The organism is Janthinobacterium rivuli (assembly GCF_029690045.1).
In the GTDB taxonomy this organism is placed as follows: Bacteria; Pseudomonadota; Gammaproteobacteria; order Burkholderiales; family Burkholderiaceae_D; genus Janthinobacterium; species Janthinobacterium rivuli.
The window spans coordinates 4499718-4523751 of record NZ_CP121464.1; the positions used below are offsets into that span (position 1 = coordinate 4499718).

The 24034-nt window shown below is 61.3% G+C and carries 26 protein-coding genes; 7 read left to right on the forward strand and 19 right to left on the reverse strand.

The genetic code is table 11. The features are described 5' to 3' along the window. Positions 1-178: 178 nt before the first annotated feature. The 14 genes from P9875_RS20460 to P9875_RS20525 all read right to left on the reverse strand — a co-directional run bounded on the left by P9875_RS20460 (position 179) and on the right by P9875_RS20525 (position 10764). A complete protein-coding gene (locus P9875_RS20460; protein WP_035820236.1) occupies positions 179-424 on the reverse strand; it encodes a glutaredoxin family protein in 246 nt (81 codons plus the stop codon). Positions 425-478: 54 nt separating this feature from the next. Further along, complete coding sequence (locus P9875_RS20465; protein WP_278316454.1) at positions 479-1981, reverse strand: DegQ family serine endoprotease; 1503 nt, start codon at positions 1979-1981, stop codon at positions 479-481. Between the two features lie 237 nt (positions 1982-2218). Then, the gene (locus tag P9875_RS20470) at positions 2219-2524 is read right to left on the reverse strand and encodes a sigma-E factor negative regulatory protein (protein ID WP_051959584.1); all 306 of its coding nucleotides are present in this window, start codon (positions 2522-2524) and stop codon (positions 2219-2221) included. 72 nt (positions 2525-2596) lie between these two features. Next, on the reverse strand, positions 2597-3220 hold the full coding sequence (rpoE, locus tag P9875_RS20475; protein WP_035820241.1) for an RNA polymerase sigma factor RpoE: 624 nt from the start codon (positions 3218-3220) through the stop codon (positions 2597-2599). Positions 3221-3286: 66 nt separating this feature from the next. Further along, positions 3287-3763, reverse strand: a complete 477-nt coding sequence (locus P9875_RS20480) for a hypothetical protein (protein WP_158300001.1) — start codon at positions 3761-3763, stop codon at positions 3287-3289. 163 nt (positions 3764-3926) lie between these two features. Next, positions 3927-5177: a beta-ketoacyl-ACP synthase II gene (fabF, locus tag P9875_RS20485; protein ID WP_219306991.1), complete on the reverse strand. Its 1251-nt coding sequence runs from the start codon at positions 5175-5177 to the stop codon at positions 3927-3929. A gap of 29 nt (positions 5178-5206) precedes the next feature. After that, on the reverse strand, positions 5207-5446 hold the full coding sequence (acpP, locus tag P9875_RS20490; protein WP_008449912.1) for an acyl carrier protein: 240 nt from the start codon (positions 5444-5446) through the stop codon (positions 5207-5209). A 178-nt stretch (positions 5447-5624) separates the two neighbouring features. Next, positions 5625-6368, reverse strand: coding sequence for a 3-oxoacyl-ACP reductase FabG (gene fabG, locus P9875_RS20495; protein WP_035820245.1), 744 nt, complete (start codon positions 6366-6368; stop codon positions 5625-5627). Positions 6369-6417: 49 nt separating this feature from the next. After that, positions 6418-7359, reverse strand: a complete 942-nt coding sequence (gene fabD, locus P9875_RS20500; protein ID WP_035820249.1) for an ACP S-malonyltransferase — start codon at positions 7357-7359, stop codon at positions 6418-6420. Positions 7360-7390: 31 nt separating this feature from the next. Further along, entirely contained in the window at positions 7391-8389 is a 999-nt protein-coding gene (locus tag P9875_RS20505) for a beta-ketoacyl-ACP synthase III (protein WP_128142573.1), read from the reverse strand. Between the two features lie 15 nt (positions 8390-8404). Continuing rightward, a complete protein-coding gene (plsX, locus tag P9875_RS20510; RefSeq protein WP_076566622.1) occupies positions 8405-9472 on the reverse strand; it encodes a phosphate acyltransferase PlsX in 1068 nt (355 codons plus the stop codon). A 210-nt stretch (positions 9473-9682) separates the two neighbouring features. Next, complete coding sequence (gene rpmF / locus P9875_RS20515; protein WP_034749653.1) at positions 9683-9865, reverse strand: 50S ribosomal protein L32; 183 nt, start codon at positions 9863-9865, stop codon at positions 9683-9685. 202 nt (positions 9866-10067) lie between these two features. Then, complete coding sequence (locus P9875_RS20520) at positions 10068-10565, reverse strand: YceD family protein (RefSeq protein ID WP_034779242.1); 498 nt, start codon at positions 10563-10565, stop codon at positions 10068-10070. Positions 10566-10620: 55 nt separating this feature from the next. Then, positions 10621-10764, reverse strand: a complete 144-nt coding sequence (locus P9875_RS20525; RefSeq protein WP_161784168.1) for a hypothetical protein — start codon at positions 10762-10764, stop codon at positions 10621-10623. Between the two features lie 22 nt (positions 10765-10786). Between P9875_RS20525 and P9875_RS20530 the strand changes: the two genes are divergently transcribed. Together P9875_RS20530 and P9875_RS20535 are read left to right on the forward strand one after the other, a co-directional pair. Then, entirely contained in the window at positions 10787-11395 is a 609-nt protein-coding gene (locus P9875_RS20530) for a Maf-like protein (RefSeq protein ID WP_278316455.1), read from the forward strand. A gap of 18 nt (positions 11396-11413) precedes the next feature. Beyond that, positions 11414-12163 carry an SAM-dependent methyltransferase gene (locus tag P9875_RS20535; RefSeq protein WP_035820257.1) on the forward strand — a complete coding sequence of 250 codons (750 nt, stop codon included), beginning with the start codon at positions 11414-11416 and terminating at the stop codon, positions 12161-12163. 198 nt (positions 12164-12361) lie between these two features. On the opposite strand, the gene P9875_RS20540 is transcribed toward P9875_RS20535, so the two are convergent. Then, positions 12362-13279: a 23S rRNA (adenine(2030)-N(6))-methyltransferase RlmJ gene (locus P9875_RS20540; protein WP_034749665.1), complete on the reverse strand. Its 918-nt coding sequence runs from the start codon at positions 13277-13279 to the stop codon at positions 12362-12364. Positions 13280-13557: 278 nt separating this feature from the next. Between P9875_RS20540 and P9875_RS20545 the strand changes: the two genes are divergently transcribed. Next, on the forward strand, positions 13558-13989 hold the full coding sequence (locus tag P9875_RS20545) for a thioredoxin family protein (RefSeq protein ID WP_176389537.1): 432 nt from the start codon (positions 13558-13560) through the stop codon (positions 13987-13989). A 3-nt stretch (positions 13990-13992) separates the two neighbouring features. On the opposite strand, the gene P9875_RS20550 is transcribed toward P9875_RS20545, so the two are convergent. Both P9875_RS20550 and P9875_RS20555 read right to left on the reverse strand, forming a co-directional pair. Next, complete coding sequence (locus P9875_RS20550; protein WP_278316456.1) at positions 13993-16266, reverse strand: xanthine dehydrogenase family protein molybdopterin-binding subunit; 2274 nt, start codon at positions 16264-16266, stop codon at positions 13993-13995. A 17-nt stretch (positions 16267-16283) separates the two neighbouring features. Next, positions 16284-19400 (reverse strand): EAL domain-containing protein, encoded by a 3117-nt coding sequence (locus P9875_RS20555; protein ID WP_278316457.1) that lies wholly within the window; start codon positions 19398-19400, stop codon positions 16284-16286. Positions 19401-19659: 259 nt separating this feature from the next. On the opposite strand from P9875_RS20555, the gene P9875_RS20560 reads away from it, so the two are divergent. Continuing rightward, complete coding sequence (locus P9875_RS20560; RefSeq protein ID WP_034779265.1) at positions 19660-20166, forward strand: DUF1993 domain-containing protein; 507 nt, start codon at positions 19660-19662, stop codon at positions 20164-20166. A gap of 105 nt (positions 20167-20271) precedes the next feature. Here the strand turns inward: P9875_RS20560 and P9875_RS20565 are convergent, their stop codons facing one another. Both P9875_RS20565 and P9875_RS20570 read right to left on the reverse strand, forming a co-directional pair. Next, positions 20272-20466: a DUF1289 domain-containing protein gene (locus P9875_RS20565; protein WP_070255368.1), complete on the reverse strand. Its 195-nt coding sequence runs from the start codon at positions 20464-20466 to the stop codon at positions 20272-20274. Next, the gene (locus tag P9875_RS20570; RefSeq protein ID WP_278316458.1) at positions 20466-21038 is read right to left on the reverse strand and encodes a DUF1415 domain-containing protein; all 573 of its coding nucleotides are present in this window, start codon (positions 21036-21038) and stop codon (positions 20466-20468) included. The genes P9875_RS20565 and P9875_RS20570 overlap by 1 nt, the downstream gene beginning before the upstream one ends. Before the next feature lie 338 nt (positions 21039-21376). Between P9875_RS20570 and P9875_RS20575 the strand changes: the two genes are divergently transcribed. From P9875_RS20575 to P9875_RS20585, 3 genes are all read left to right on the forward strand, one after another. Further along, the gene (locus P9875_RS20575) at positions 21377-22789 is read left to right on the forward strand and encodes a transglycosylase SLT domain-containing protein (RefSeq protein ID WP_034779271.1); all 1413 of its coding nucleotides are present in this window, start codon (positions 21377-21379) and stop codon (positions 22787-22789) included. Between the two features lie 100 nt (positions 22790-22889). Then, positions 22890-23678, forward strand: a complete 789-nt coding sequence (gene fabI / locus P9875_RS20580; RefSeq protein WP_278316459.1) for an enoyl-ACP reductase FabI — start codon at positions 22890-22892, stop codon at positions 23676-23678. A 72-nt stretch (positions 23679-23750) separates the two neighbouring features. Next, positions 23751-24029 (forward strand): hypothetical protein, encoded by a 279-nt coding sequence (locus P9875_RS20585; RefSeq protein WP_035820277.1) that lies wholly within the window; start codon positions 23751-23753, stop codon positions 24027-24029. The last annotated feature ends 5 nt before the right edge of the window (positions 24030-24034 follow it).

Here is a 24034-nt window from a genome sequence, read left to right on the forward strand (position 1 = left end):
GAGCGCTTTTGAAGCGACAGAAGCTGCTGCCTCGGACAGTAGCTTTTTCGACCTCCCCATTTTACCGGATTTCAGAGTAGAAAGCCCGTCTTATGAGGCCGGCACGGGGGCAAGCCGACATTTTCGGCGGTTTTCGGCACCAGAATGGTGCAATGCAGTGTCAATATTGCCATTCAAGCTACGCCAGGCGGCGGCGCACGGCCGCTTCGTCAAGGAAATAATGGCATAGCTCGGGCTGCGCCAGATCGCCAAACAGCACCGGCACCAGCTCATCGAAACGGGCCAGCAGCGAAGCGTCGGGCGACGCATCGATGTCGATCACGTCCACCGTGAACGGTTTTCCGGGCGGCTGCAGCAGGAGCAAGGCGTCGAGCATGTCCTGGCAAAGGTGGCAATAACTGCGGGAATAGAGGGTGAAGTGCATGGCGGGCAGGATACCGCATTCCAGCTGCAGCCGGAATGCGGGATGATCACATAGTTACTTCGCCGACGGACGCAGCGAAACGAATTGCGCCACGTCGCCACGGCGCACCAGCACGGCCGACGTCTTCTTCGGATCGAGCTTGGCGACCAGGGCGTTGAACTGCTTGGCGTCTTTCACGGCAACGTTGTTCAACTGCAAGATCACGTCGCCAGGCTGCAGGCCGGCCTGGGCCGCCACGCCATCGGCATCGTCGACCAGCACGCCCGCGTCGATCTTCAATTCCTGCTTCTTGGCGGCCGGCACGTCACTGACCTTCAGCCCCAGCGCATTGACGGCTTGCGCTTCCGGCTCCTTGGCGCCCTTCTTCGCCGTTTTCTCGCTTTCGAGCTCGACGACGGTGACGGGAACATCCTGCTGCGCACCCTTGCGCCAGACGGTGATCGTGGATTTGCCGTTGACGGCGGCGCCGCCAACCAGGCGCGGCAGGTCGGATGAACGCTCGATCTGGGCGCCGTTGAATTTCAGGATGATATCGCCCGGCTTGATGCCCGCCTTGTCGGCCGGGCCGCCCGGTTCCACCATCGATACTTGCGCGCCCTTGGCGTTCGGCAAGCCCAGCGATTCCGCCACGTCCTTGCTCACTTCGCCGATCTGTACGCCGATGCGTCCGCGCACGACCTTGCCCGTCTTTTTCAGCTGCTCGCCCACGCGCATGGCTTCATCGATGGGCACGGCAAACGAAATGCCATTGTAGGCGCCGGACAAGGTGGCGATCTGCGAATTGATGCCGATCACTTCGCCGCGCATATTGATCAAGGGACCACCGGAGTTGCCCGGGTTGACGGCCACGTCGCTCTGGATCAGAGGCAAGTAGTCGCCCGTGTCGCGTGATTTGGCGGAAATGATGCCGGCCGTCACCGTGTTTTCCAGGTTGAACGGCGAGCCGATGGCGATGACCCATTCGCCCACGCGGATCTTGTCCGAGTCGCCAATGGTCAGGCGCGGCAGGTTGCCGCCTTCGATTTTCAGCAGGGCCACGTCGGTGCGCGCATCGGCGCCGATCACCTTGGCCTTGAATTCGCGCTTGTCCGTCAGGGTCACGTACACCTCGTCGGCGCCGTCGACCACGTGGGCATTGCTCAGCACGTAGCCATCGGCCGAAATGATGAAGCCGGAACCGACGCCGCGCTGCACTTCCTGCTCCTGCGGCACGGCGCGGCGGCCGCCGCGTGGCGCCTGCTGGCGCGGCGTCGGCATGGCGCCGCCAAAGAAGCGGCGCAGGAATTCCTGCATTTCCTGCTCGTCCTGGCCGCCCGCGCCAGGCCCGGCGGCGCCCATCTTCAGGCGCTCGGTGGTGCGGATATTCACCACGGCCGGGCCGACGGCGTCGACCAGGTCCGAGAAATCAGGCAGTTTTATGGCGGGCACGGCGGCCTGCGCCTGTGGCGCCAGGCCCAGCATGGTGGGAGCAAGGAAGACGCCAGCCGTACCGAACAATAAAGCGGAAAGTGTCTTCACTGAAAACGACTTGCTGGCGGCACACATGGTTTTTTTCATGGAAAGGATCTTTTCGAATATATAAACGGATCAAAACGCGAATCAGGCAATTGCCTGCGCGCATGATTGGCCATCATGACGGCAATCCAGGGGTAAACCCACCTGACAACGCGCATGGCAGCAACAATATATCGCAAAAGCAAGATATTGCCTGCCCACAGTGTCAATCGTACCGAAGGCCAGTGCCAAGGGGGCGAAGAGGATGTTAAGCCTGGCATAAGATGGAAAACGCGACAGCTAGCGCTGCGCCAGCGGCTCGGCCACGCCCGGCGGCACGAGGGGCGGCAACGGCTCCACATGAGCTGTCCCCTCAGGCGACGGCTCCGCGGCCAGACGGCTGGCCATGCGCGCATCGAAGTGGGCGCTCAGTGCATGGCCGTACTGCTCCGAGCGCAGCACGTCACCGATATGGCGATAGGCGTCCCAGGCCTGCCGCCCCGATGGCGTATCGAGGGCAGCAAAAGCCAGTTCGAGTTCGCTCGCCGCCAGCTCGCCATCGGCCAGGGCGGAAATAGTCTCGTGCAATCGTGTATGCGTATCCATGATGGGTCCTGCCATTTCAAAAGGATCGGTGCGGAAACCGGACGCAGCCATGCCAGCCTCATACTCCCCAGATTACCAGCGCTTGTCAATCGGCATGTCCAACAACGGTTTCAATTTCTCCGCGATCACTTCGCGCGCGCGAAAAATCCGGCTGCGCACGGTGCCGATGGGGCACGCCATGATTTCCGATATTTCTTCATAGCTCAGGCCCTCGATTTCGCGCAGCACGATGGCCGTGCGCAACTCGATGGGCAGCACATCCATGGCCGCATTGACGGTGGCCGCGATCTGCTTGCTGGCCAGCACCGATTCGGGTGTATTGTTGTCTCGCAATTTATTGCCATCATCGAAGGACTCCGCCTGTTCGGCGTCGGCATCGCTGGATGTGGCGGCGCGCCGCCCCTGCGTGACGAGATAATTCTTGGCCGTATTGATGCCAATGCGATACAGCCAGGTATAAAAGGCGGCCTCGCCGCGAAAATGGCGCAGCGCCCGGTATGCCTTGATAAAGGTTTCCTGCACCACATCTTCGGCCTCCGCCGGATCATGCACCAGCCGCGACACAAGACGCATCAAGCGGCGCTGATATTTCGATACCAGCACATCGAATGCCCGTTTGTCGCCAGCCTGCACCCGCTCGACCAGTAACTGATCATACTCGCGCTCTGTCCTCACGCCCAATGTCCCTGTAGTCATGCAGCGTGGGCGCCTGTATGGATATAGAGTTGGCCCGCTGCAAGAAGTTCAGTGTTCGCCCCACTTTTATTCTTCCCTGTTCCGCGCCGCGATAGCCCGGCAAGCCACGGCCAGCGGGCGGAAGGCGGCGCAACTGCCGCCGCGCTGTACCAGCACTTCCGTGCGACGCCCGGCGGCATCCGCCAGGCACAGCACCAGCAGCGACGACCACAAGGTCGAGCCCGGCAACAGGCGCAGCCCCGGCGCCGCCTCAGCCGGCTCCGCCACCCCGGCAACACCGGTTCCAGGCACCCCGCCATGCTCCAGATATACCGCCAGCCGCAACTGGCCAACCGGCGAAATATCAAGCGCCTGCGGCTTTCTGCGCCAGCGCAGCAAGGCCAGCAAAAACACGCCGCCAGCCGCACTCAGCAAGGCTGCAAACAAGCCCAGCGCATAGCCACCCACCAGTTGGCCAGGCGCGGGCAGGCTGCGCCAGACACCACTCAATGGCCAGACAGCCAGCAAGGCGCACAGCCCCAGCAGCGCTTGCAATAGGCGCAAACAGACAGGCGTGCGAATGACAGCCACTACCGCGATCGACATACTTCATGGGAAAAAAAAGGCGCGCCGGCAACATGCCGGGCAAATTCAGGCGCCAACGAACGTTGGCGCCGAATCAGCGCTCACTACGATTTGACCGTAGCGAGCGCTTGAAAGTTCCTGCTTATTTCGCTTTACCGAAAATCAGCGTGCCATTCGTTCCGCCGAAGCCGAACGAATTCTTCACTGCATAATCGATCTTCATATCACGCGCCGTGTTGGCACAGAAATCGAGATCGCACGCCGGATCCTGGTTGAAGATATTGATGGTCGGTGGCGACACCTGATGGTGCAATGCCAGGACCGTAAACACCGCTTCCAGACCGCCCGCGCCGCCCAACAAATGGCCCGTCATCGACTTGGTCGAGTTGACGACAATATGCTTGGCGTGATCACCGAAGGTGCGCTTGATGCCCATCACTTCCGCCACATCGCCTTGCGGGGTCGATGTGCCGTGCGCGTTCAGGTATTGAATCTGATCCGGGTTCAAGCCTGCGTTGTCGAGGGCCGCGATCACCGATTTGCTGCCGCCGCTACCATCTTCCAGCGGCGAGGTCATGTGATAAGCATCTGCGCTCATCCCGAAACCATGCACTTCGGCATAGATCTTGGCACCACGGGCCACCGCGTGCTCGTACTCTTCCAGCACCATGACGCCAGCACCCTCGCCCAGCACGAAGCCGTCGCGGTCGGTATCCCACGGACGCGATGCCGTTGCCGGATCGTCGTTGCGGGTCGACAAGGCACGCGCCGAAGCGAAACCGCCCAGGCCCAGTGGCGACACGGTCGATTCAGCACCGCCGGCGATCATGACGTCGGCATCGCCGTACTCGATCATGCGCGCTGCGGCACCGATGCTGTGCAGACCGGTGGTACACGCTGTAACGATCGCCAGGTTCGGGCCCTTCAGACCATATTTGATCGAAAGGTTGCCAGAGATCATGTTAATGATCGAGGCAGGCACGAAAAATGGCGAGATACGGCGCGGACCGCGCTTTTCGTACTCGGACTTGGTGTCTTCGATCAGCGGCAAGCCACCGATACCGGAACCGATGATCACGCCGATGCGCTCGGCGTTTTCTTCGGTGACTTCCAGACCGGAGTCCTGGATCGCCTGGATGCCCGCAGCCATGCCGTAATGGATAAAGGTATCCATATGGCGGGCTTCCTTACCGGAGATGTACTCTTCGATATTGAAACCTTTGACTTCACCGGCAAAATGCGTGGTGAATGGCTGTGCATCAAACTTGGTAATCGTGGCAATGCCGGATTTACCTTCAACGATTGCGCCCCACGCCTCGGCAATAGTATTGCCGACAGGTGAAACGCAGCCCAGGCCGGTGACAACAACACGACGGTTTTTAGAACGGCTCAAGCGATTCTCCTGAAGTCGGTCAGACAGGCTTAGGCCTTGACGTGTGCGGTGGCGTAGTCGATCGCCTGTTGCACGGTGGTGATTTTTTCAGCTTGTTCGTCAGGGATTTCCATTTCGAATTCGTCTTCCAGGGCCATGACCAGTTCCACGGTGTCCAGGGAATCGGCGCCGAGATCGTCGACGAAGGAGGATTCGATTTTGATGTCTGCTTCTGCAACGCCCAGTTGCTCAGCGACGATTTTCTTAACGCGTTGTTCGATATCCGACATGTTATGGCTCCAAAGTGTGTGTTACGGAAAGTGCGCGCATTTTATCAGGTTTGCGCGTCCGAATACTAATTTCGGTGTCTGCTGCTAATTCGACCGAAGCTGCTGCTAAAAGATGCGATTATAGACAAAAACGACCGTTGAATCATGCCACAAACGCCCGTCCCGTCTACCTTTCACATCAATTCATGTACATTCCACCGTTCACGTGCAGGGTCGTGCCCGTGATATATGCCGCTTGCGGCGAAGCCAGAAAGGCCACCGCCGCCGCCACGTCTTCCGGTTTGCCCAAGCGGGACAGGGGAATTTGCGTCAACAGGGCCGCGTGCTGCTCTTCGCTCAGGGCCTTGGTCATGTCGGTATCGATGAAGCCCGGCGCGATGCAGTTCACGGTAATGTTGCGGCTGCCGATTTCGCGCGCCAGGGCGCGGCTCATGCCTTCCACGCCAGCCTTGGCCGCCGCGTAATTCATTTGCCCCGGATTGCCCGACGACGCCACCACCGACGTGATATTAATGATACGCCCAGTTTTGGCTTTCATCATGCCGCGCAACACGGCGCGCGACAAACGGCCGACGGCCGACAGGTTCGTGGAAATGACGCTATCCCACTCTTCATCCTTCATGCGCATGGCCAACTGGTCTTGCGTGATGCCCGCATTGTTGACCAGGATCGACAGGCTGCCGTAGGTTTTCTGCACTTCATCGACGACGGCCGCGCAGCGCGCCGCATCGGTCACGTTCAGGACCAGCCCCTTGCCCGCCACGCCTTCGGCGGCCAGGTAATCGGTGATGGCTTGCGCGCCGCTTTCCGAGGTGGCGGTGCCGACCACGGTGGCACCCTGCTTGCCCAGTTCGGTGGCGATGGCGCGGCCGATGCCGCGCGAGGCGCCCGTGACCAGCACGACTTGATTTGCTAAATTCATGAGTATCCTTAAAAGCAACCGCGGCAGGCAAGCTGCCGCGATCTGATGTTTATTTGAGCTGCGTCAAAATGCGTTCCAGCGATGCCTGGTCGACGATGGCGTCGCCCACCAGCACCGGATCGATGCGCTTGGCCAGGCCCATCAGAACCTTGCCCGGACCGCATTCGATCACTTGCGTGATGCCGTCCGCCGCCACTTTTTGCATGGTTTCCACCCAGCGCACGGGGCTGGCCGCCTGGCGCACGAGCGCATCCTTGATGCCGGCCACGTCGTTGACGATGGCCACGTCGACGTTGTTGATCAGGGCGATTTGCGGCGCCGAGAACGTCAAGCCGGCCATATACTCGCGCAAGCGGTCCGATGCGGGCTTCAGCAGCGACGAGTGGAATGGCGCGGAGACGGGGAGTTTCATGGCGCGCTTGGCGCCCTTGGCCTTGGCCAGTTCGCAGGCGCGCTCAACGGCGGCCGTATGGCCGGCGATGACGACTTGCGCTGGCGCATTGAAATTGACGGGCTCGACCACCAGGGCCGGGTTTTCCGCCGCCGCTTCCGCACAGGCGGCGCGCACGTCGTCGTCCGACAGGCCCAGCACGACAGCCATCGTGCCCTGCCCGACCGGCACGGCTTCCTGCATCGCTTGCGCGCGGAAACGCACGAGCGGCACGGCGTCCTTGAACGAGATGACGCCAGCGGCGACCAGCGCCGAATATTCACCGAGACTGTGACCGGCCACGACCGTCGGCACGGGGCCGCCAGCCGCCAGCCAGGCGCGATAAAAGGCCACGGCCGCCGTCAGCATCACCGGTTGCGTATTGGTGGTCAGATCCAGCTCTTCCTTCGGACCTTCGGCGATCAGCTTGCCCAGGTCGAATTGCAGGGCGTCCGACGCTTCGGCGACGGTCTGCGCAACCACAGGGTTGCCGGCGAAACCGTCGAGCATCGCAATCGCTTGCGAGCCTTGGCCTGGGAAAACAAATGCAAATTGTGTCATGGTGACTCCGTTTTTTAATATTGTTGCGGGATTACATGCGCGCCAGCACGGCGCCCCAGGTAAAGCCGCCGCCCACGCCTTCCATCATGACATTGTCACCCTTCTTGACTCTGCCATCGCGCACGGCGATGTCGAGCGCCAGCGGGATCGAGGCGGCCGAGGTGTTGCCATGCTGGTCGACGGTGACGACCATCTTTTCCAACGGCAAGCCGAGTTTCTTGGCCGTACTGTTCATGATGCGGATGTTCGCCTGGTGCGGGATCAGCCAGTCGATCTGGTCCGACGTCATGTTGGCGTGCTCCAGGGCTTCGTGCGCAACTTTCTCCAGCACGGACACGGCCAGCTTGAACACGGCCGGGCCATCCATGTAGAGGAAGGCGCTGCCGTCCAGCGCGCCGCCAGCCAGGCTGCCCGGTACGCTGAGGATGTTCGAGTGGCGGCCGTCCGCATGCAGCTTGGTGGCCAGGATGCCCGGCTCTTTTGACGCCGTCATGACGATGGCGCCGGCGCCGTCGCCGAACAGCACGCAGGTGCCGCGGTCGTCGAAATTGAGGATGCGCGAAAACACTTCGGCGCCGATCACCAGCACGTTTTTATGCATGCCCGACTGGATGAAGCTGTCGGCCGTGGCCACCGCATACACGAAACCGCTGCAGACGGCTTGCACGTCGACGGCGGCGCAGTTGTTCGTGATGCCCAGCTTGTTTTGCACGATGCAGGCCGTGCTGGGGAAGCTGCCGAAGAAATCGGGGGTCGAGCTGGCGACGATGATCAGGTCCAGGTCGTTGCCGTTCAAACCGGCCATTTCCAGAGCCTTTTTGGCCGCTTCCACGCCCAGGTCCGAAGAATTTTGCGTTGGCGCCGCGTAATGGCGCGCCGAAATGCCGCTGCGCGACACAATCCATTCATCCGACGTCTCGATGCCCTTGGCGGCGAGCTGTTCGGTCAAATCCTGGTTGGTGACGCGCTTCTCCGGCAAGTAGCTGCCGGTACCGATAATTTTGCTGTAAGTTTTGCTAAAAACAGTCATGCAAATACCCGTCCACTAAATGGTAGAGCTTGTTGATGTAGGTTCGTCCGGTACTGGCGTGCGCGGCATCAGCTCGGCGATCAGGCTGGCCAGGTGTGCTTGCACGTCATTTTTTGCCGCATCAAAGGCGCGGCGCAAGGCCCATTCGAACGAATAGGCATCGGCGCTGCCATGGCTCTTGAAGACGAGACCACGCAAGCCCAGCAGGCTGGCGCCGTTGTAACGCGAAGGATTCAGGCGGTTGCCGATGGCTTTCAGGGCCCCGCGGGCGATCAGCGCGCCCAGCATGGTAATCGGATTGCGCTTGAATTCGGAAGTGAGCACGTCTTTCATGAAGCGCGCCAGGCCTTCGATGGCTTTCAGGGTCACATTGCCGACAAAACCGTCGCAGACGACGATATCGGTCGTGCCCTTGAAGATATCGTTGCCTTCCACGTTGCCGTAGAAGTTCAGCGCGCCACGCTCGTGGTCGGCCTGAAGCAGCTTCGAAGTGAGTTTCACCACTTCATTGCCCTTGATATCTTCCGTGCCCACGTTCAGCAAACCGATCGTCGGGCGTTCGATACCTTCCATGGCGGACACGAGCACGGAACCCATGATGGCGAACTGGTGCAAGTGATGCGGTTCGCAATCGACGTTCGCGCCCAGGTCCAGCATGTAGGTCGGGCCGTTCTTTTGATTCGGCAAGATGCTGCAGATGGCCGGACGGTCGACGCCGGACATGGTTTTCAGTACGTAGCGCGACACGGCCATCAGGGCTGCCGTATTGCCGGCGGAAACGGAGGCTTGCGCCACGCCGTTCTTGACCTGTTCGATGGCCACGCGCATGGAGGAATCCTTCTTGCGGCGCAGGGCCACTTCCAGGGGATCGTCCATGGTAACTTGTTCGGAGGCATGCAATACCGACAGGCGCGGATGCGTGTCGGCTTTATGTTTTTTCAGTTCGGCACGGATCACGTCTTCCAATCCAACAAGGATCAGTTCGGCTTCAGGCTCATGTTTTACGAAGGAAATTGCTGCGGGGATAGTGACTGAGGGACCGTGATCTCCGCCCATGCAGTCGATAGAAATTTTGATTGTCATTTGTGTTGATTCAATACCGCTGCGGGCGTGCGGCAAGATGTGAATCGGACTGGAGCATATGCAGGGCGCAGCATGTCATGCACCGCCTGAGCAAGCTTGATTCAAAATGACGGGTGCGCAAGATGAATTGCAGCCGATAAAAAAGAAGAAGCGGCGCCACGCCGAATAACCACGCAACACCGCTTTCATCTTACCCAACAAAAACGTCGATTACTCGTCGTTTTTGGTCTTCAACACTTTACGGCCACGATAGAAGCCGTTAGGGCTGATATGGTGACGCATGTGTGTTTCGCCGGTAACTGGCTCGACGCTCAATTGCGGCGCGACCAGGAAGTCGTGCGAACGGTGCATGCCGCGCTTGGAAGGGGTTTTCTTGTTCTGTTGAACTGCCATGATGACTCCTAATACATAAGTTCTAAAATTTTAGCACAATCGATTGGCAAATACATGCGAATCGAGTATCCCAGCGGCAAAGACTACCCGAAAATAGCCCGGACCGACATCGTTTATTACAATTACATTTCACTACACTTGCCATACTCGATTACAACACGCGTTTGACACGTTCCTTGATGGGGAAAACCCCTTTACTACTTTATTCTGGCTTCAAGTCTTTCAGTGCCGCAAACGGCGACTTCTTTTCAGTCTTGAGAGCATCGAGCTGCGCCGTATCGGGGCAGACGTCGTGTTTGGGTACCTGCGGCAGGGCCAGCAAGGCTTCATCTTCGATCAGGGCCGCGGCATCCATGCTGCGGCTGCCGACGATCACGTCGATCGATTCATCGTTGATGATTTCTTCGATCTCGTCCGCGTGCTCGTCATCCTTGCCCAGCATCAGAGTGGTCGTCGAATCAATTGCGTAAGCATACGGAGTCAGGCAGCGCTGGCAAACCAGCTGAACGGTGCCGTTGACCGACAAGGTCAGTTGTGGGTAGCCCAGCTTGCTGGTGCCGCCGACGATCTTCCAGGCGATCTCGCCGGAACTATCTGCACAATCCTTGGTCAACCGGGTCATTTCAGCGACAGGAGTTACACCCTCGCGGCTCCCGCTGATACGACAAAAATCAAAGGCGTCGATCACAAAAGCATTCATTGGTAGAAAATTTCCCCGGAAAACCTGCGATAATAACAGGGTTTTTAGCACGGAGTCAAAGGCTAAGCATCTTTTTTGACGCAATCATTGCCATCAACATGACAACTTCATCAACACCGTCATGCCGCATGGAGCCTCGTTGTGGGCTCTGCGCCTTGGAACCACGTGAAATTCCACTGACATCGACCAGCGCGGCCATGCCGGCCGCCATCCACTACCGAATGATACCAACTTCCGCCCCATTGCGCTTGATTCTTGCATCGAGTTCGACCTACCGCAAGGAATTGCTGGAACGCCTGCGCCTGCCTTTCGAGGTGGCCGTGCCCGATCTCGATGAAAGCCCCCTGCCCAGTGAAAGCCCCAGCGCCACGGCCCTGCGCCTGGCCCAGGCCAAGGCGCAAGCCGTGCTCGACCGCTACCCCGGCAGCCTCGTCATCGGCTCCGACCAGGTCGCCACCCTGGACGGCGCGCAGATCGGCAAGCCCGGCAACCATGCGTATGCCTTGCTGCAACTGCAAACCATGCGCGGACGCCAGACCGTGTTCCACACGGCGCTGTGCCTGCTCGACGGCCGCCAGAATCCTCCCGTGGCGCAAGTGGAAGACGTCCAGACCCTCGTCACCGTGCGCGACTTGCCCGATGCCGAGCTGGACGCCTACCTGCGCATCGAGCAACCGTACGACTGCGCCGGCAGCGCCAAGAACGAAGGCCTGGGCATCGCCCTGCTCGAACGCATCGCCACCACCGACCCGACCGCCCTCACCGGTTTGCCGCTGATCGCCCTCACCGGCATGCTGCGCAAGGCTGGCGTCACGTTTTTCACCATTTAATTTACCGACAATAACAATATGACCGGCACCCTATACCTGATTCCCAACCACCTCGGCCTCTCCGACAGCCCGGCCGACCCGCTGGCCCACATCATTCCAGAGCAAGTACGGCAGATCACGTCGCAACTCGATTATTTCGTTGCGGAAAACGCCAAGACGGCGCGCGCCTTTTTGAAATTGATCGGCAACCAGCATCCGCTGGCCAAGCCGCTGCAGGAAATCACGATTTCCGAACTGAACGTGAATACCCCCGCGCAAGCGCTGGCCGGCTTGCTGGCGCCCCTGCTGGCGGGACGCGATGCGGGCCTCGTGTCGGAAGCGGGCGTGCCCGCCGTGGCCGACCCGGGCGCCGACCTCGTGCGCCTGGCGCATCAGCACGGCATTAAAGTGCGCCCGCTGGTGGGCCCGTCGTCGATCCTGCTGGCCGTGATGGCCAGCGGCTTGAATGGCCAGAGCTTTGCCTTCAACGGCTACCTGCCCACGGACGCCGCCCTGCGCGCCAAACGCATCAAGGAACTGGAAAGCCGCTCGCGCAATGAAAAGCAGACCCAGCTGTTCATCGAAACCCCGTACCGCAACGCCGCCATGCTGGAAGCCCTCGTGGCGCAATGCGCACCGTCCACCCTGATCTGCGTCGCCACCGACCTGAGCCTGGACACGGAAAGCGTGCAGACGTGGAATGGCGGCCAGTGGAAGAAACAATTAGCCGCCGGCAAGGCGCCCGACTTCCACAAGAAACCGACCGTGTTCCTGTTGCTGGGACAGTAAACGACAAACGCCACGGAAATATTTGCCGTGGCGTTTATTTACTTTGCTCAACTACGATAGTTACGACACCTGACAAAACCGTAGCGAGCGGAAGGGAGAGGTGGCTAAGAAGCGCAACCGTACTCTGTACGGGGGCGCCGAGCCGGTGAGCATCGCAGGCCGCCTATACCGACGCGCAGTAGGTTTGGTCAGGTGTCTTCAGACTCGACGGGTGCCCGTGTTCTTTTGTCCGCCCTTACCCGTTTCCAATACGAACTTCGCGCCATCGTCGCGGCCCAGTACCTTCACCAGGTACGGCATGACTTCGCGCAACATCGGCTCCAGCGTGTACGGCGGGTTCAAAATGAACATGCCGCTGCTGTGCAAGCCAAAACCGTCCGGCGACGGGGTGTTGACCGTCAGGGTCACATGCAGCCAGTCCGAGCTGGGCAATTGCTTGAGCTTGTCGGCGAACTGGCGCGATTCCATGCGCTGCAGCACCGGGTACCAGACGGCATACATGCCCGACGGGAAACGCACGAGGGCATCGGCCAGGGTGTCCTTGACCTTGCGGTAATCCATCTTGTCTTCATACGGCGGGTCAATCAGCACCAGCGCGCGGCGCGATGGCGGCGGCAGCAGGGCTTTCAGGCTCTGGAAGCCGTCGGCCTTGGTGATGAGCACGCGCTTGCCGCGCACGGTAGGACGCTCGCCCTGGGCCAGCGCATGCGCCTCGACCTTGCGGAAGTTGTCCGCCAGAATCTTTGCATCGGCGGGATGCAGCTCGAACAGGCGCAGACGGTCTTGCTCACGGCTGACCTTGTCGGCGCAGTACGGCGAACCCGGGTAGTAGCGCATCTTGCCGCTCGGATTCATTTCCTTGATCAGTTTCATGTACTCGGCCAGCGAGGCCGGCAGGTCCGTGCGGTCCCACAGGGGCGCGATGCCCGTTTCGTACTCGGCATTTTTCGAGGCATAACCACCGTCGAGCGCATATACGCCCGCGCCGGAGTGGGTATCGATATAACTATAGGCGGTATCTTTTTGATTCAGATATTGCAACAACTGAATCTGCACATAATGCTTCAACACATCGGCGTGATTACCCGCGTGAAAGGCGTGGCGGTAACTCAACATAAGCTGGCTAATTCCATAATAAAAATAAATAAAGGCGGGAGCGCTGACACCGGGCAGGGCATGAAAACAGACTGGAGGGGTCAGGCTGCGGGGCCAGGAAACAGCATGGACCAGCGTAATCAGCGCGCAATTACCAGCATTATCCACCAGAAAGGTCGATTGCATCAAAAAACACGGCTAAACAAGCTCATGCATTACCAGGACTGGCGTCGCCGGGCGCGGTAGAATACGCGCATCGGGCGCCCGGCGCCCATCCGCCCCACTATATAGATACGACCATGCACAGCCTGACCCTCACGACCGATAACCGCGCCGACGTCGCCACAGCCCTGGCCGGCCCGCGCTGGACGGTGGCCTGCCTGTGCGCGCTGTGGTGCGGCACGTGCGGCAGCTACCGCGCCACGTTCGAGGAACTGGCCGCGCGCCACCCGGACACCGTCTTCGTCTGGATCGACATCGAAGACCAGGCCGACGTGGTGGGAGACCTCGACATCGACAACTTCCCCACCCTGCTGATCCAGCGCGAGGACAACGTGGCCTTCTTCGGCACCGTGCTGCCCGACGGCGGCCTGGCGCACCGCATGGTGCAGGCACAGCAGGCGCTCAGCGCCGAGGAGCTGGTGGCGCTGGCCGGCAGCACGCAGGAACGGCGCGACTGGCAGCGCGACTGCAATCTGCGTCATTTACTGGCCGCCACCCTGGCAGAGTAAAAGTCACGCCAGCCGCAGCGGCAGGCTGCGCAGCCTTTTCCCCATCAAACTGAACACGGCGTTGGCCACGGCCGGCGCAATTGGCGGCGTACCCGGTTCGCCCACGCCTTCCGGATGTTCGGCGCTGGCGATGATGATGGTTTCCACCTCGGGCGTTTGCCCCATGCGCAGCACGGGATAGTCGTGGAAATTGCTCTGCTCGACTTTCCCCTCCTTGAAGGATATCTCGCCGCCCAGCGCCGCCGACAGGCCGAACAGCACGGCCGATTCCATCTGCTGGGCGATGATGTTCGGATTGACGGCGATGCCGCAATCGATGGCGCACACCACGCGCTGCACGCGAATTTCGCCGTTTTCCACCGACACCTGCGCCACTTGCGCAACGATGCTGCCAAACGACTGGTGCAAGGCCACGCCATGCGCATGGCCGGGCGGAGGACTACCTGCCTTGGCAACGGCCGCGTCGAGCACGGCCAGGTGGCGCGGATGCTTCACCAGCATGGCGCGGCGGAAGGCAATGCCATCCTGTCCCGCCGCGTGCGCCAGTTCGTCGATAAAGCTTTCCTTGAAGAACGCGTTGTGCGAGTGGCCCACCGAGCGCCAGTAGCCGATCGGCACGGGGCTGTCGGCGATCACGTGGGCGATGCGCTGGTTGGCGATTTCATACGGCATGTCGAATTCGCCTTCGGCCGTGGTCTTGTCTGGCCCCGCCCCAGGCAAGCCGAAATTACGCTGCAAAAACTGGTGCGTGATGGAGCCGCTGACGGATTTATTATCCCAGGAAGCGATGCGGCCATGCTCGTCGAGGCGGGCCGCGAAGCGGGCCAGCGCGGCGGGACGGTACATATCGTGCCTGGTATCCTGTTCCCGCGTCCACACCAGCTGCACCGGCGCGCCACCGCACTGCAGCGCGATGGCGACGGCCTGGGCAATCATGTCCACTTCCAGGCGCCGGCCAAAACCGCCACCGAGCAGCAGCACCTCGATCGTCACATCTTTCGCGTCGACGCCGGCCACTTTCGCCGCCACGTCGACGGCGATGCCGGGCGCCTGCGTCGAGACCCACAGCATCACCTTGCCATCCTTGACTTGCGCGGTGCAGTTGACGGGTTCCATGGCGGCGTGCGCGAGGAACGGGGCGCGGTACTCGGCGCTGACCTGGCGCATGCCCTGCACGGCTTTACCTTCCACTTCGCCGCTGGCGTGGTAGGCATAACCGGCTTCACTATCGAGCAGGCGGGCAAACTCCGCATACACGCCAGCGCTGGACAAATTCGCCTGCGGGCCAGCCTTCCATTGCGTCGGCAAGGCGGCCGCCGCCTGCTTGGCGCGCCACCAGGTGTCGGCCACCACGGCGGCGCACGAGACGCTGCGCTGGGCCAGCTGCGGCGTCAGGTCCAGCACCTTTTTCACGCCGGGCATGGCCAGCACCGGCGCCGCGTCGAAGGCGGACAGGGTATCGCCCAGGCGCGGCGGCAGATGCAGGGCCGCGTACAGCATGCCGGGCGGGCGCGCATCGATGCCGAAACGCGCGCTGCCATTGACTTTCGATGGCGTGTCGCGGCGCGGCGCCGGCTGGCCGATCAGTTTGAAATCCTTGGGCGACTTCAGCACGGGCGTGCCCGGATCGATGGCGGCGGCGCGCTGCGCCAGGCTGGCGTAGCTGGCGCGCCGGCCATCCGGGTGCAGCACTTCGCCATTTTCCGTGCGGCACTGCGCGGCCGGTACTTGCCACAGCGCGGCAGCGGCCCCCACCAGCATGGCGCGGGCCGACGCTCCCGCCTCGCGCATGGGGCCCCAGCCATCCTTCACGCTTGACGAACCGCCCGTGACGATCACGCCCAGTTCGCGCGCCGCCTTGGCGACCGTCCACTGGGCCAGCGCTTTGACGCGTCCGTGGTCGTCCGGGTGGAATGGCAAGCCATCCTGGAGCATGGCCACATTGCCGAAGATTTTATCCATGGGCGCCTGGATCAGCTTGACGCTGGCCAGCGGCACGTCGAGTTCCTCGGCCACCAGCATCGGCAAGGCCGTGTGCACGCCCTGCCCCATCTCGCTGCGCGGCATGGCCAGAATGACGCTGCCGTCGATTTGAACGGCCAGCCAGCCATTCAGCGCCACGGCGCCATCGGCCACCGGCAGCGGCGCGCTGCCATGCAGGCGCTGGCGCGGCGGCAGCACGCCCCAGCCCAGCACCAGGGCACCCACGCCGGCCACGCCGAGACCCAGACCGCCGAGCAGGAAACGGCGGCGCGAGGTGTTTTTTTCTGCGGCCATGGGATACCCTTTATTCGTTAGTGATCGATCCAGCGCTCCAGCATATCCTGAGCCAGCACCGGACGGCTATAAAAATAACCTTGCGCCAGCTTGCAGCCATGGCGCAGCAGGAAAGCGGCCTGCTCTTCCGTCTCGACGCCTTCGGCGATCACCGACAATTGCATGCTCTTGCCCAGCTGGATGATGGCAATCGCAATCGCTTCATCATTGACGTCCGTCGAGATATCCTTGATGAAGGAACGGTCGATCTTCAGGGTTTGCACAGGCAGCTGTTTCAGATACGCGAGCGAGGAATAGCCGGTGCCGAAATCGTCGATGGCCAGGCCCACGCCGATGGCGTGCAAGTCGTTGATGAAGCCGAGCGCGTCGCCCGTGTTCATGATGACGGACTCCGTCACTTCCAGCTGCAGCCGCTGGGGTTCCAGCCCCGTTTCTTTCAGAATGTCGGCCACCATGCCGGCGATGCTGCCCCGCTCGAACTGTTTGACCGACAGATTCACGGCCATCTTCGGCACGTGCAAGCCCTGCGCCTGCCAGCGCATCATCTGGCGGCACGCCTCGTCGAGCACCCATTTGCCCAGCTGGTTGATGAAGCCGCTGTCTTCGGCCAACGGGATGAAGCGGGCCGGCGGCACCAGGCCCAGTTCCGGGTGGTTCCAGCGCACCAGCGCCTCGACGCCGACCAGGCGGCCCGTGTCGATTTCCACCTGCGGCTGGTAATTGAGGAACATCTCGTTCTTTTCCAGCGAGCGGCGCAGGAAGGTTTCCAGGCGCAGGCGCTCGACGCCTTCGCCCGTCATCGACGGCGCATAGAAGCGGTAGCCGTTGCGCCCGCGCGCCTTGGCCTGGTACATGGCCACGTCGGCATTGCGGATCAACATGTTCAAGTCCAGCGCATCATCCGGATACAGGCTGATACCCACGCTACAGGTGACGAACAGTTCGTGATCGGCCACCGTGAACGGCTGGTCGAACATGGTCATCAGCTTTTCCGCCACCTGCGTCGCGCCATACTCGCCGTCGACGCGTTCGAGCAGGACGATGAACTCGTCGCCGCCCAGGCGCGCCAGCGTATCCCCTTCGCGCAGGCGGGCCGCCAGCTGGCCCGCCACCTTTTGCAGCAATTCGTCGCCCACATGGTGGCCCAAGGTGTCATTGACGTTCTTGAAACGGTCCAGGTCGATGAACAGCACGGCCAGCTGCTCCTGGTCGCGCGCGGCGCGCAGCAGCGCGTGCTGCAGGCGGTCGTGGAACAGCAGCCGGTTCGGCAGCCCCGTCAGCGGATCGTGGTGGGCCATGTGGTCGAGCTTTTCCTGCGACTCCTTGATCAGGGTAATATCGCTGAACACGCCCACGTAATGCGTGGTGCCGGCGCGCGCGTCGCGCACGGCGCTGATGGTCAGCCATTCCAGGTACAGTTCGCCATTCTTGCGCTGGTGCCAGATTTCGCCGCGCCAGAAACCGCTGGCTTTCAATTCGTTCCACATGGCCTCGTAGAATGCAGCGTCATGGCGCGCCGAGCGTGTCAGCGAAGAGTGCTGGCCCACCGCTTCGGCTTCGGTGTAGCCGGTGATTTGCGTAAAGGCGGGATTGACGGTGACGATGATGCCGCTGGCATCGACCACCATCACGCCGTCGGCGATATGTTCGAGCACGGTGGCCGACAAACGCAGTTTTTCCTCGGCTTCCTTGCGCGCCGTGATGTCCGCATACACCCAGATGCTGCCTTCATTGGGGCGCAGCGGATCGAGCGCGCAGCCGCTCACCAGCGCCCAGAACAGGCTGCCGTCGCGGCGCTGGTACTGGCGCTCCTCGCTGAAATCGCCACCCATGGCCAGCGCCGGATACTGGCGCTCGCCCGCGTCCTCGAAATCATACGAACTGGTAAACACGATGGCCGTCGAATTGCCCGTCATCTCGGCATGGTCGTAGCCGAACAGTTCCTCGCAGCGGCGGTTGACGGAAATGATGCGGCGGTGGCGCACGAACATCACGCCGAACATCACGTTGTCGAGAATCGCGCTCTGCTCCGTCAGCAGCGCTTCGATGCGCATCTCGTGGTGCTTGCGCTGGCTGATGTCGGCAATGATGCCGTCGACCCAGGTGACGCCCTGCTCGCCCGCCTGCGGCTGGCCATTCTCGGCCACCCAGCGCTCGATGCCGAAGGCGTCGAAGATGCGGTATTCCAGCGCATACGGCCGCACCTCGGCCACCGCCTGGCCGACGGCGCGGCGGTGCGCGCGGCGGTCTTCCGGGCAGATCAGGTCTTCCCAGGCATGCGTGGTGCCGCGCATGAACTGGCGTGCCGAATAGCCGGAAATGTCTTCGATGGCGTCGCTGACGAAATCGATGGGACCGTCGGGCCGGTAACGGAAGACGGCGCCCGGCACCTGCGTGACGATGGTGCGGAAGCGCTCTTCGCGCTGGCCCACGTCCTCGAACAGCTGGCCGATGGCCGCGCGCATTTGCTCGAGCTGGGCCGTCAGGCGGCCCAGCTCGTCATTGCTGTGCGAGGTCAGGGGCGTATCGAAATCGCCGTGCGACAGGCGGTCGGAAAAACGCGTCAGGCGGCGCAGCGGTTTGAGCAGGCGCCGGTTCAGGAACAGCACGATCAGCGCCATCGACACGGCCAGTTGCGCGCCCAGCACGAAAATATACGACATCTGCTTTTCGCGCAGCTCCTGCTGGCTGCGCGCATCGTCCATCTCGACGACGACGTGGCCGATGCGTTCGCCGCGCACGAGGATGTCGCGCTCGGCGCGGTACAGATTGCCGACGGGCCGCTGCGGCGCCTGCAGGCTGATGAATTCCGTGTCGCCCTGCCCCAGCACTTTCACCAGCAGCACGGAGCGGTCGCGCATCACCGACTCGACCAGCGAGTGGGCCGATTCCGCATTCATGTTCCACAGCGACTCCTGCATGCCCAGCGCCAGGATGTCGGCATTGCGCTGCAAGGCTTCGTTCAGGCTGGTGCGCGCAGACTGGCGCTCATGCACGCCGACCAGCACATAGCTGCCGAAGATGGCAGGCACGACGAGGCCGCCAAATACCACCAGCAGCAAGGCGCCATAGATCGACGAGCCGTACAGCACGCGCAGGCTGGCGCGCAGGCGCTGGTAAGGTGAATTAAACATGCGGCAACAGGGCAACAGGGATCAGGCGGGCGATCATTGACTTTACAGGGGAATCGGGTGGTCAGGCGGGAAGAAACTTTATGAGGAGCAATTATGCATGCAAAAAGCGGGGAAAGTCACCAATAAACACACGCCAGCGGTGTCCTCGTGTCATATAAACAGGATGGAAAAACCACACGCGGGCCGGCGCGCCCGGCCGGCGCCAGCAGAAAAACGCGCGGCTTGCTATCATCGCGCCACTTTACCTAGAGGAACCACCATGACCTTCTCCATCTACTCCGCTTCGATCCCCGTCTTCAAACAGATCCTGGGCAGCCTGGCCGCCATCCTGGACAAGGCGGAAACGCACGCGCAAGACAAGAAAATCGACCCGAACGCCCTGCTGCAATTCCGTTTATTCCCGGACATGCTGCCGTTCGTGCGCCAGATCCAGATCGCCACCGACTTCGCCAAGGGCTGCGGCGCGCGCCTGGCCGGCGTGGCCGTGCCACCGTATGAAGATAGCGAACAGAGCTTTGCGGAACTGAAAGCGCGCATCGTGAAAACCATCGCCTTCCTGGAAAGCCTGCCGCAAGCGGACATCGACGGCAGCGAAACGCGCGCCATCACCACCGGCAGCGGCGAAAAGACCAAGCACTTCACGGGCCAGACCTATCTGTTCCACTACGCGCTGCCGCACTTCTTCTTCCACGCGACGACGGCGTACGACATCCTGCGCCATAACGGCATTGAAGTCGGCAAGAAAGATTTTATCGGTAGTTATTAATCGCTAGCGTCAACAGTACCGGGGTCAGACCCTCGCGACCGCCAACGCTGAGCTCTGCGTTAGCGGCCTTGGGGGTCTGACCCCAGCAGTTGCAGTTGGGTTAAATCAGGTATTCCTGCGCGGATACCCTTGCGAAAGAATCCGCACCCACACCACTTCCTTCTCCTCATCCGTCATCGACACCCAGTGGGCCACTTCCACGACGCTGCGGCCACAGCCACGGCAGATTTCATCGAAAGTCGTCGAACACACGGCCACGCAGGGCGTATCGGGACGCGGCGGCAATTCCTTGTCAGCCATCAAGACACCTTCGGCAAACCGAGCTTTTCCCAGCCTTCGGTGCCCAGCGCTTCCAGGGTGGCGATATTCTTGTCAAAGATTTCCGACGCTTCCGGGAACGCCTCGACGGCGCGCTCGATGCTGTCTTCGCGCAGCAGGTGCAGGGTCGGGTACGGCGAACGGTTGGTGTAGTTGCTGATGTCGTCCTCGAACGTCTCGGCAAACTGGTAATTCGGGTGGAAACTGGCCACTTGCAGTTCGCCCGCCAGGTGCATGTCTTCGACGGCCGCGTCGGCCACATCGAGGAACTCGTTGTAGTCGAGGAAATCGTTCAAGGTGTAAGGATGGATCAGCAGGGTCGTGTCGATTTGCTCGGGATCCGTGTCGGCCAGGGTTTGCAGCTCGTCCATCAGCATCGCCAGCAGATCTTCGGGATTGCTCGACTCGCACACCACATAGCGGATCTGCTTCTTGACGTGCACGGCCTTGGCGAACGGGCACAGGTTCAGGCCGATCACGGCCTTTTCCAGCCAGGCAACGGTATTGGCGATGATGACGGTGTTGTCGTCGTCGTGGCGCGGCGGGGTGTTCATATACTTGACTCTCTATCAATATGGCGACCGGCGGCTGAATGGCCGGACAAAGCCAAATTGTACGCACTTTTGCGCAGCCTCATGCCAGGCGCCATCCAGGCTTGCGCCAACCTCGTCGCCATGTATGCTATAACAGCGGCCGAATCACGCATTGGGCAAATTAAATTTGCAATAATGACAGCATTTGCGAATGGAAACTCAGCCGTTTCCGACTTATTGCCGCTTATTTCCTGTCATCATGCTGACATAATTCTTGACTCCGGCATGTGGATATACGTACACTCGCTGCTGAATCATGGGTCTGTCCGATGTTTCTCCGACGACAACAATGGAACACTATGCACGAAAACTCCTTTAAATCTACCGTCCTGGCGGCGTTGGCCCTGGCGCTTGCGCCCGCCCTCAGCCAGGCGTACGAAGCCGGTGTTGAGAGCGATAACGCGCCAGTCGCCGCCGCCGCACCCGCCCTGATCCCGATGACCGCCCAGGTCACGGCGAAACTCCCCACCCTCGACAACCGCCTGCAAAAGACCGACCGTCTACTGAAAAACCTCAGCGACAATTCCGATCCGCTGCGCGAAGCCGACGTCTGGGGCCGCATCCGCAGCGGCTATGCGATTCCCGACATCAACAACCAGCTGGTAGCGAACCACGTCAACTGGTACGCCACCCGCCCCGACTACATCGCCCGCACCACGGCGCGCGCCTCGCGCTACATCTTCCACGTGGTGCAGGAACTGGAAAAGCGCGGCATGCCGACGGAACTGGCCCTGCTGCCGTTCATCGAGTCCGCCTTCAACCCGCAAGCGTTCTCGAGCGCCAATGCGGCCGGCATGTGGCAATTCGTGCCCGCCACCGGGCGTGATTTCAACCTCAAGCAAAACATGTTCAAGGACGAGCGCCGAGGCGTGCTGGCCTCGACGGACGCGGCATTGACGTACCTGCAGCGCCTGTATGACATGTTTGGCGACTGGCAACTCGCCCTGGCCGCCTACAACTGGGGCGAAGGCTCGGTGCAGCGCGCCATCAAGAAAAACCAGGCGCTGGGCAAGCCGACGGACTTCGAAAGCCTGGCCGACCTGATGCCGGCCGAAACGCGCAACTACGTGCCGAAACTGCAAGCGGTGAAAAACATCATCGCCAATCCAGCCCAGTTCGGCCTGACCCTGCCCGTGGTCGACAACCAGCCGTATTTCACGGCCATCGACAAGACCAGCGACATCGACATCACCGTTGCCGCCCAGCTGGCCGAACTGTCGATGGATGAATTCAAGGCCTTGAATCCGCAATTTAACCGCCCCGTCATCATCGGCGGCGAAAAGACCAAGATTCTGTTGCCACAGGAAAACGCCGCCAAGTTCACCACCAATCTGGCGCAATGGGGCCATGCCTTGTCGAGCTGGACGACGCACAAGATCACCAATGCGCGCGAACGCATCGAAACCCTGGCGTCGAAATTCGGCACCACGGCCGACGTACTGCGCCAGGCCAACAACATTCCCCAGCGCACCAGCCTGCGCGCCGGCTCCACCATCCTCGTGCCGAAAACCTCGGCCACGATGAACAAGGACATCACCCAGGAAATCGCCGACAGCGCCACCATGCTGCTGGAAGCGGACCGTCCGGAACGGGCCGCCAAGGCACTGCGCCGCGCCGCCAAGGGTGGCAAGGTGCAAGCCGCGCCAATTTCCCTGGTGAAACCGCGCATCCAGCGTGGCGGCGGCAATAGCCGGGCCAAAGCGCGTCACTGATCGCCTGAGTTATTGACGCACCGCACCGGCCGCCACAGCTTTGCTGTCGCGGCCGGTTGCACATCCGCCTTACCCGTCCACCACCCAGACAGGAGTCGTCATGGCTTTCTTGCAAGGCAAAAAAATCCTCATCACGGGCTTGCTGTCGAACCGCTCCATCGCCTATGGCATCGCCAAGGCTTGCCACCGCGAAGGCGCCACCCTCGCCTTCACCTATGTGGGCGAACGCTTCAAGGAGCGCATCACGGAATTTGCGGCGGAATTCGGCAGCGAACTGGTGTTTGACTGCGACGTGTCCAGCGATGAACAGATCAACGCCGTCTTCAGCGACCTGGCGCGCCACTGGGATCAATTGAACGGCCTGGTGCACGCCATCGGTTTCGCGCCGCGCGAAGCGATCGCCGGCGACTTCCTCGACGGCCTGTCGCGCGACAGCTTCCGCATCGCGCACGATATTTCCGCCTACAGCTTTCCCGCCATGGCCAAGGCTGCCTTGCCGCTGCTGCATCCGGGCGCCTCGGTGCTGACCCTGACCTACCTGGGCGCCGTGCGCGCCGTGCCCTACTACAACACCATGGGCCTGGCCAAGGCATCGCTGGAAGCGTCCGTGCGCTACCTGGCCGAATCGCTGGGTCCACGCGGCATCCGCGCCAACGGCATTTCCGCCGGCCCCATCAAGACCCTGGCCGCTTCCGGCATCAAGGATTTCAGCAAACTCCTGGGCTTTGTGGCCGAACATGCCCCGCTGCGGCGCAACGTCACCATCGAAGAGGTGGGCAACACGGCCGCCTTCTTGCTGTCCGATCTGGCCTCCGGCATCACGGGCGAGATTACCTACGTCGATGGCGGCTTTTCGCAAGTGATGGCCGTCAATCCCGAAGTAGAGTGATGCGGTGATGGTCGATATTTATCGGTTGTCACTTGACAACCGACTGATATCGACCTACATTGGAGGCATCGCATGGCGCGCTCCTCGCATCCGAAGAAAGAAATCGAAGCGGCGCTGCGCCACGCGGAAAGCCAGGGCTGGAGAGTGGAAATGGGCGGCAGTCATGCCTGGGGGAAAATCTATTGCCCCTACAATGACGACGGCTGCCGCTGCGGCGAATTCTGCATCGCCTGCATCTGGAGCACGCCAAAGAATCCCGGCAACCACGCGCGGGCGATCCGGCGAGTGGTCGACAATTGCACCTTCAATAAACTGATCCACGACTGCATGCAACGCAAACCCAGGGGGTAACAATT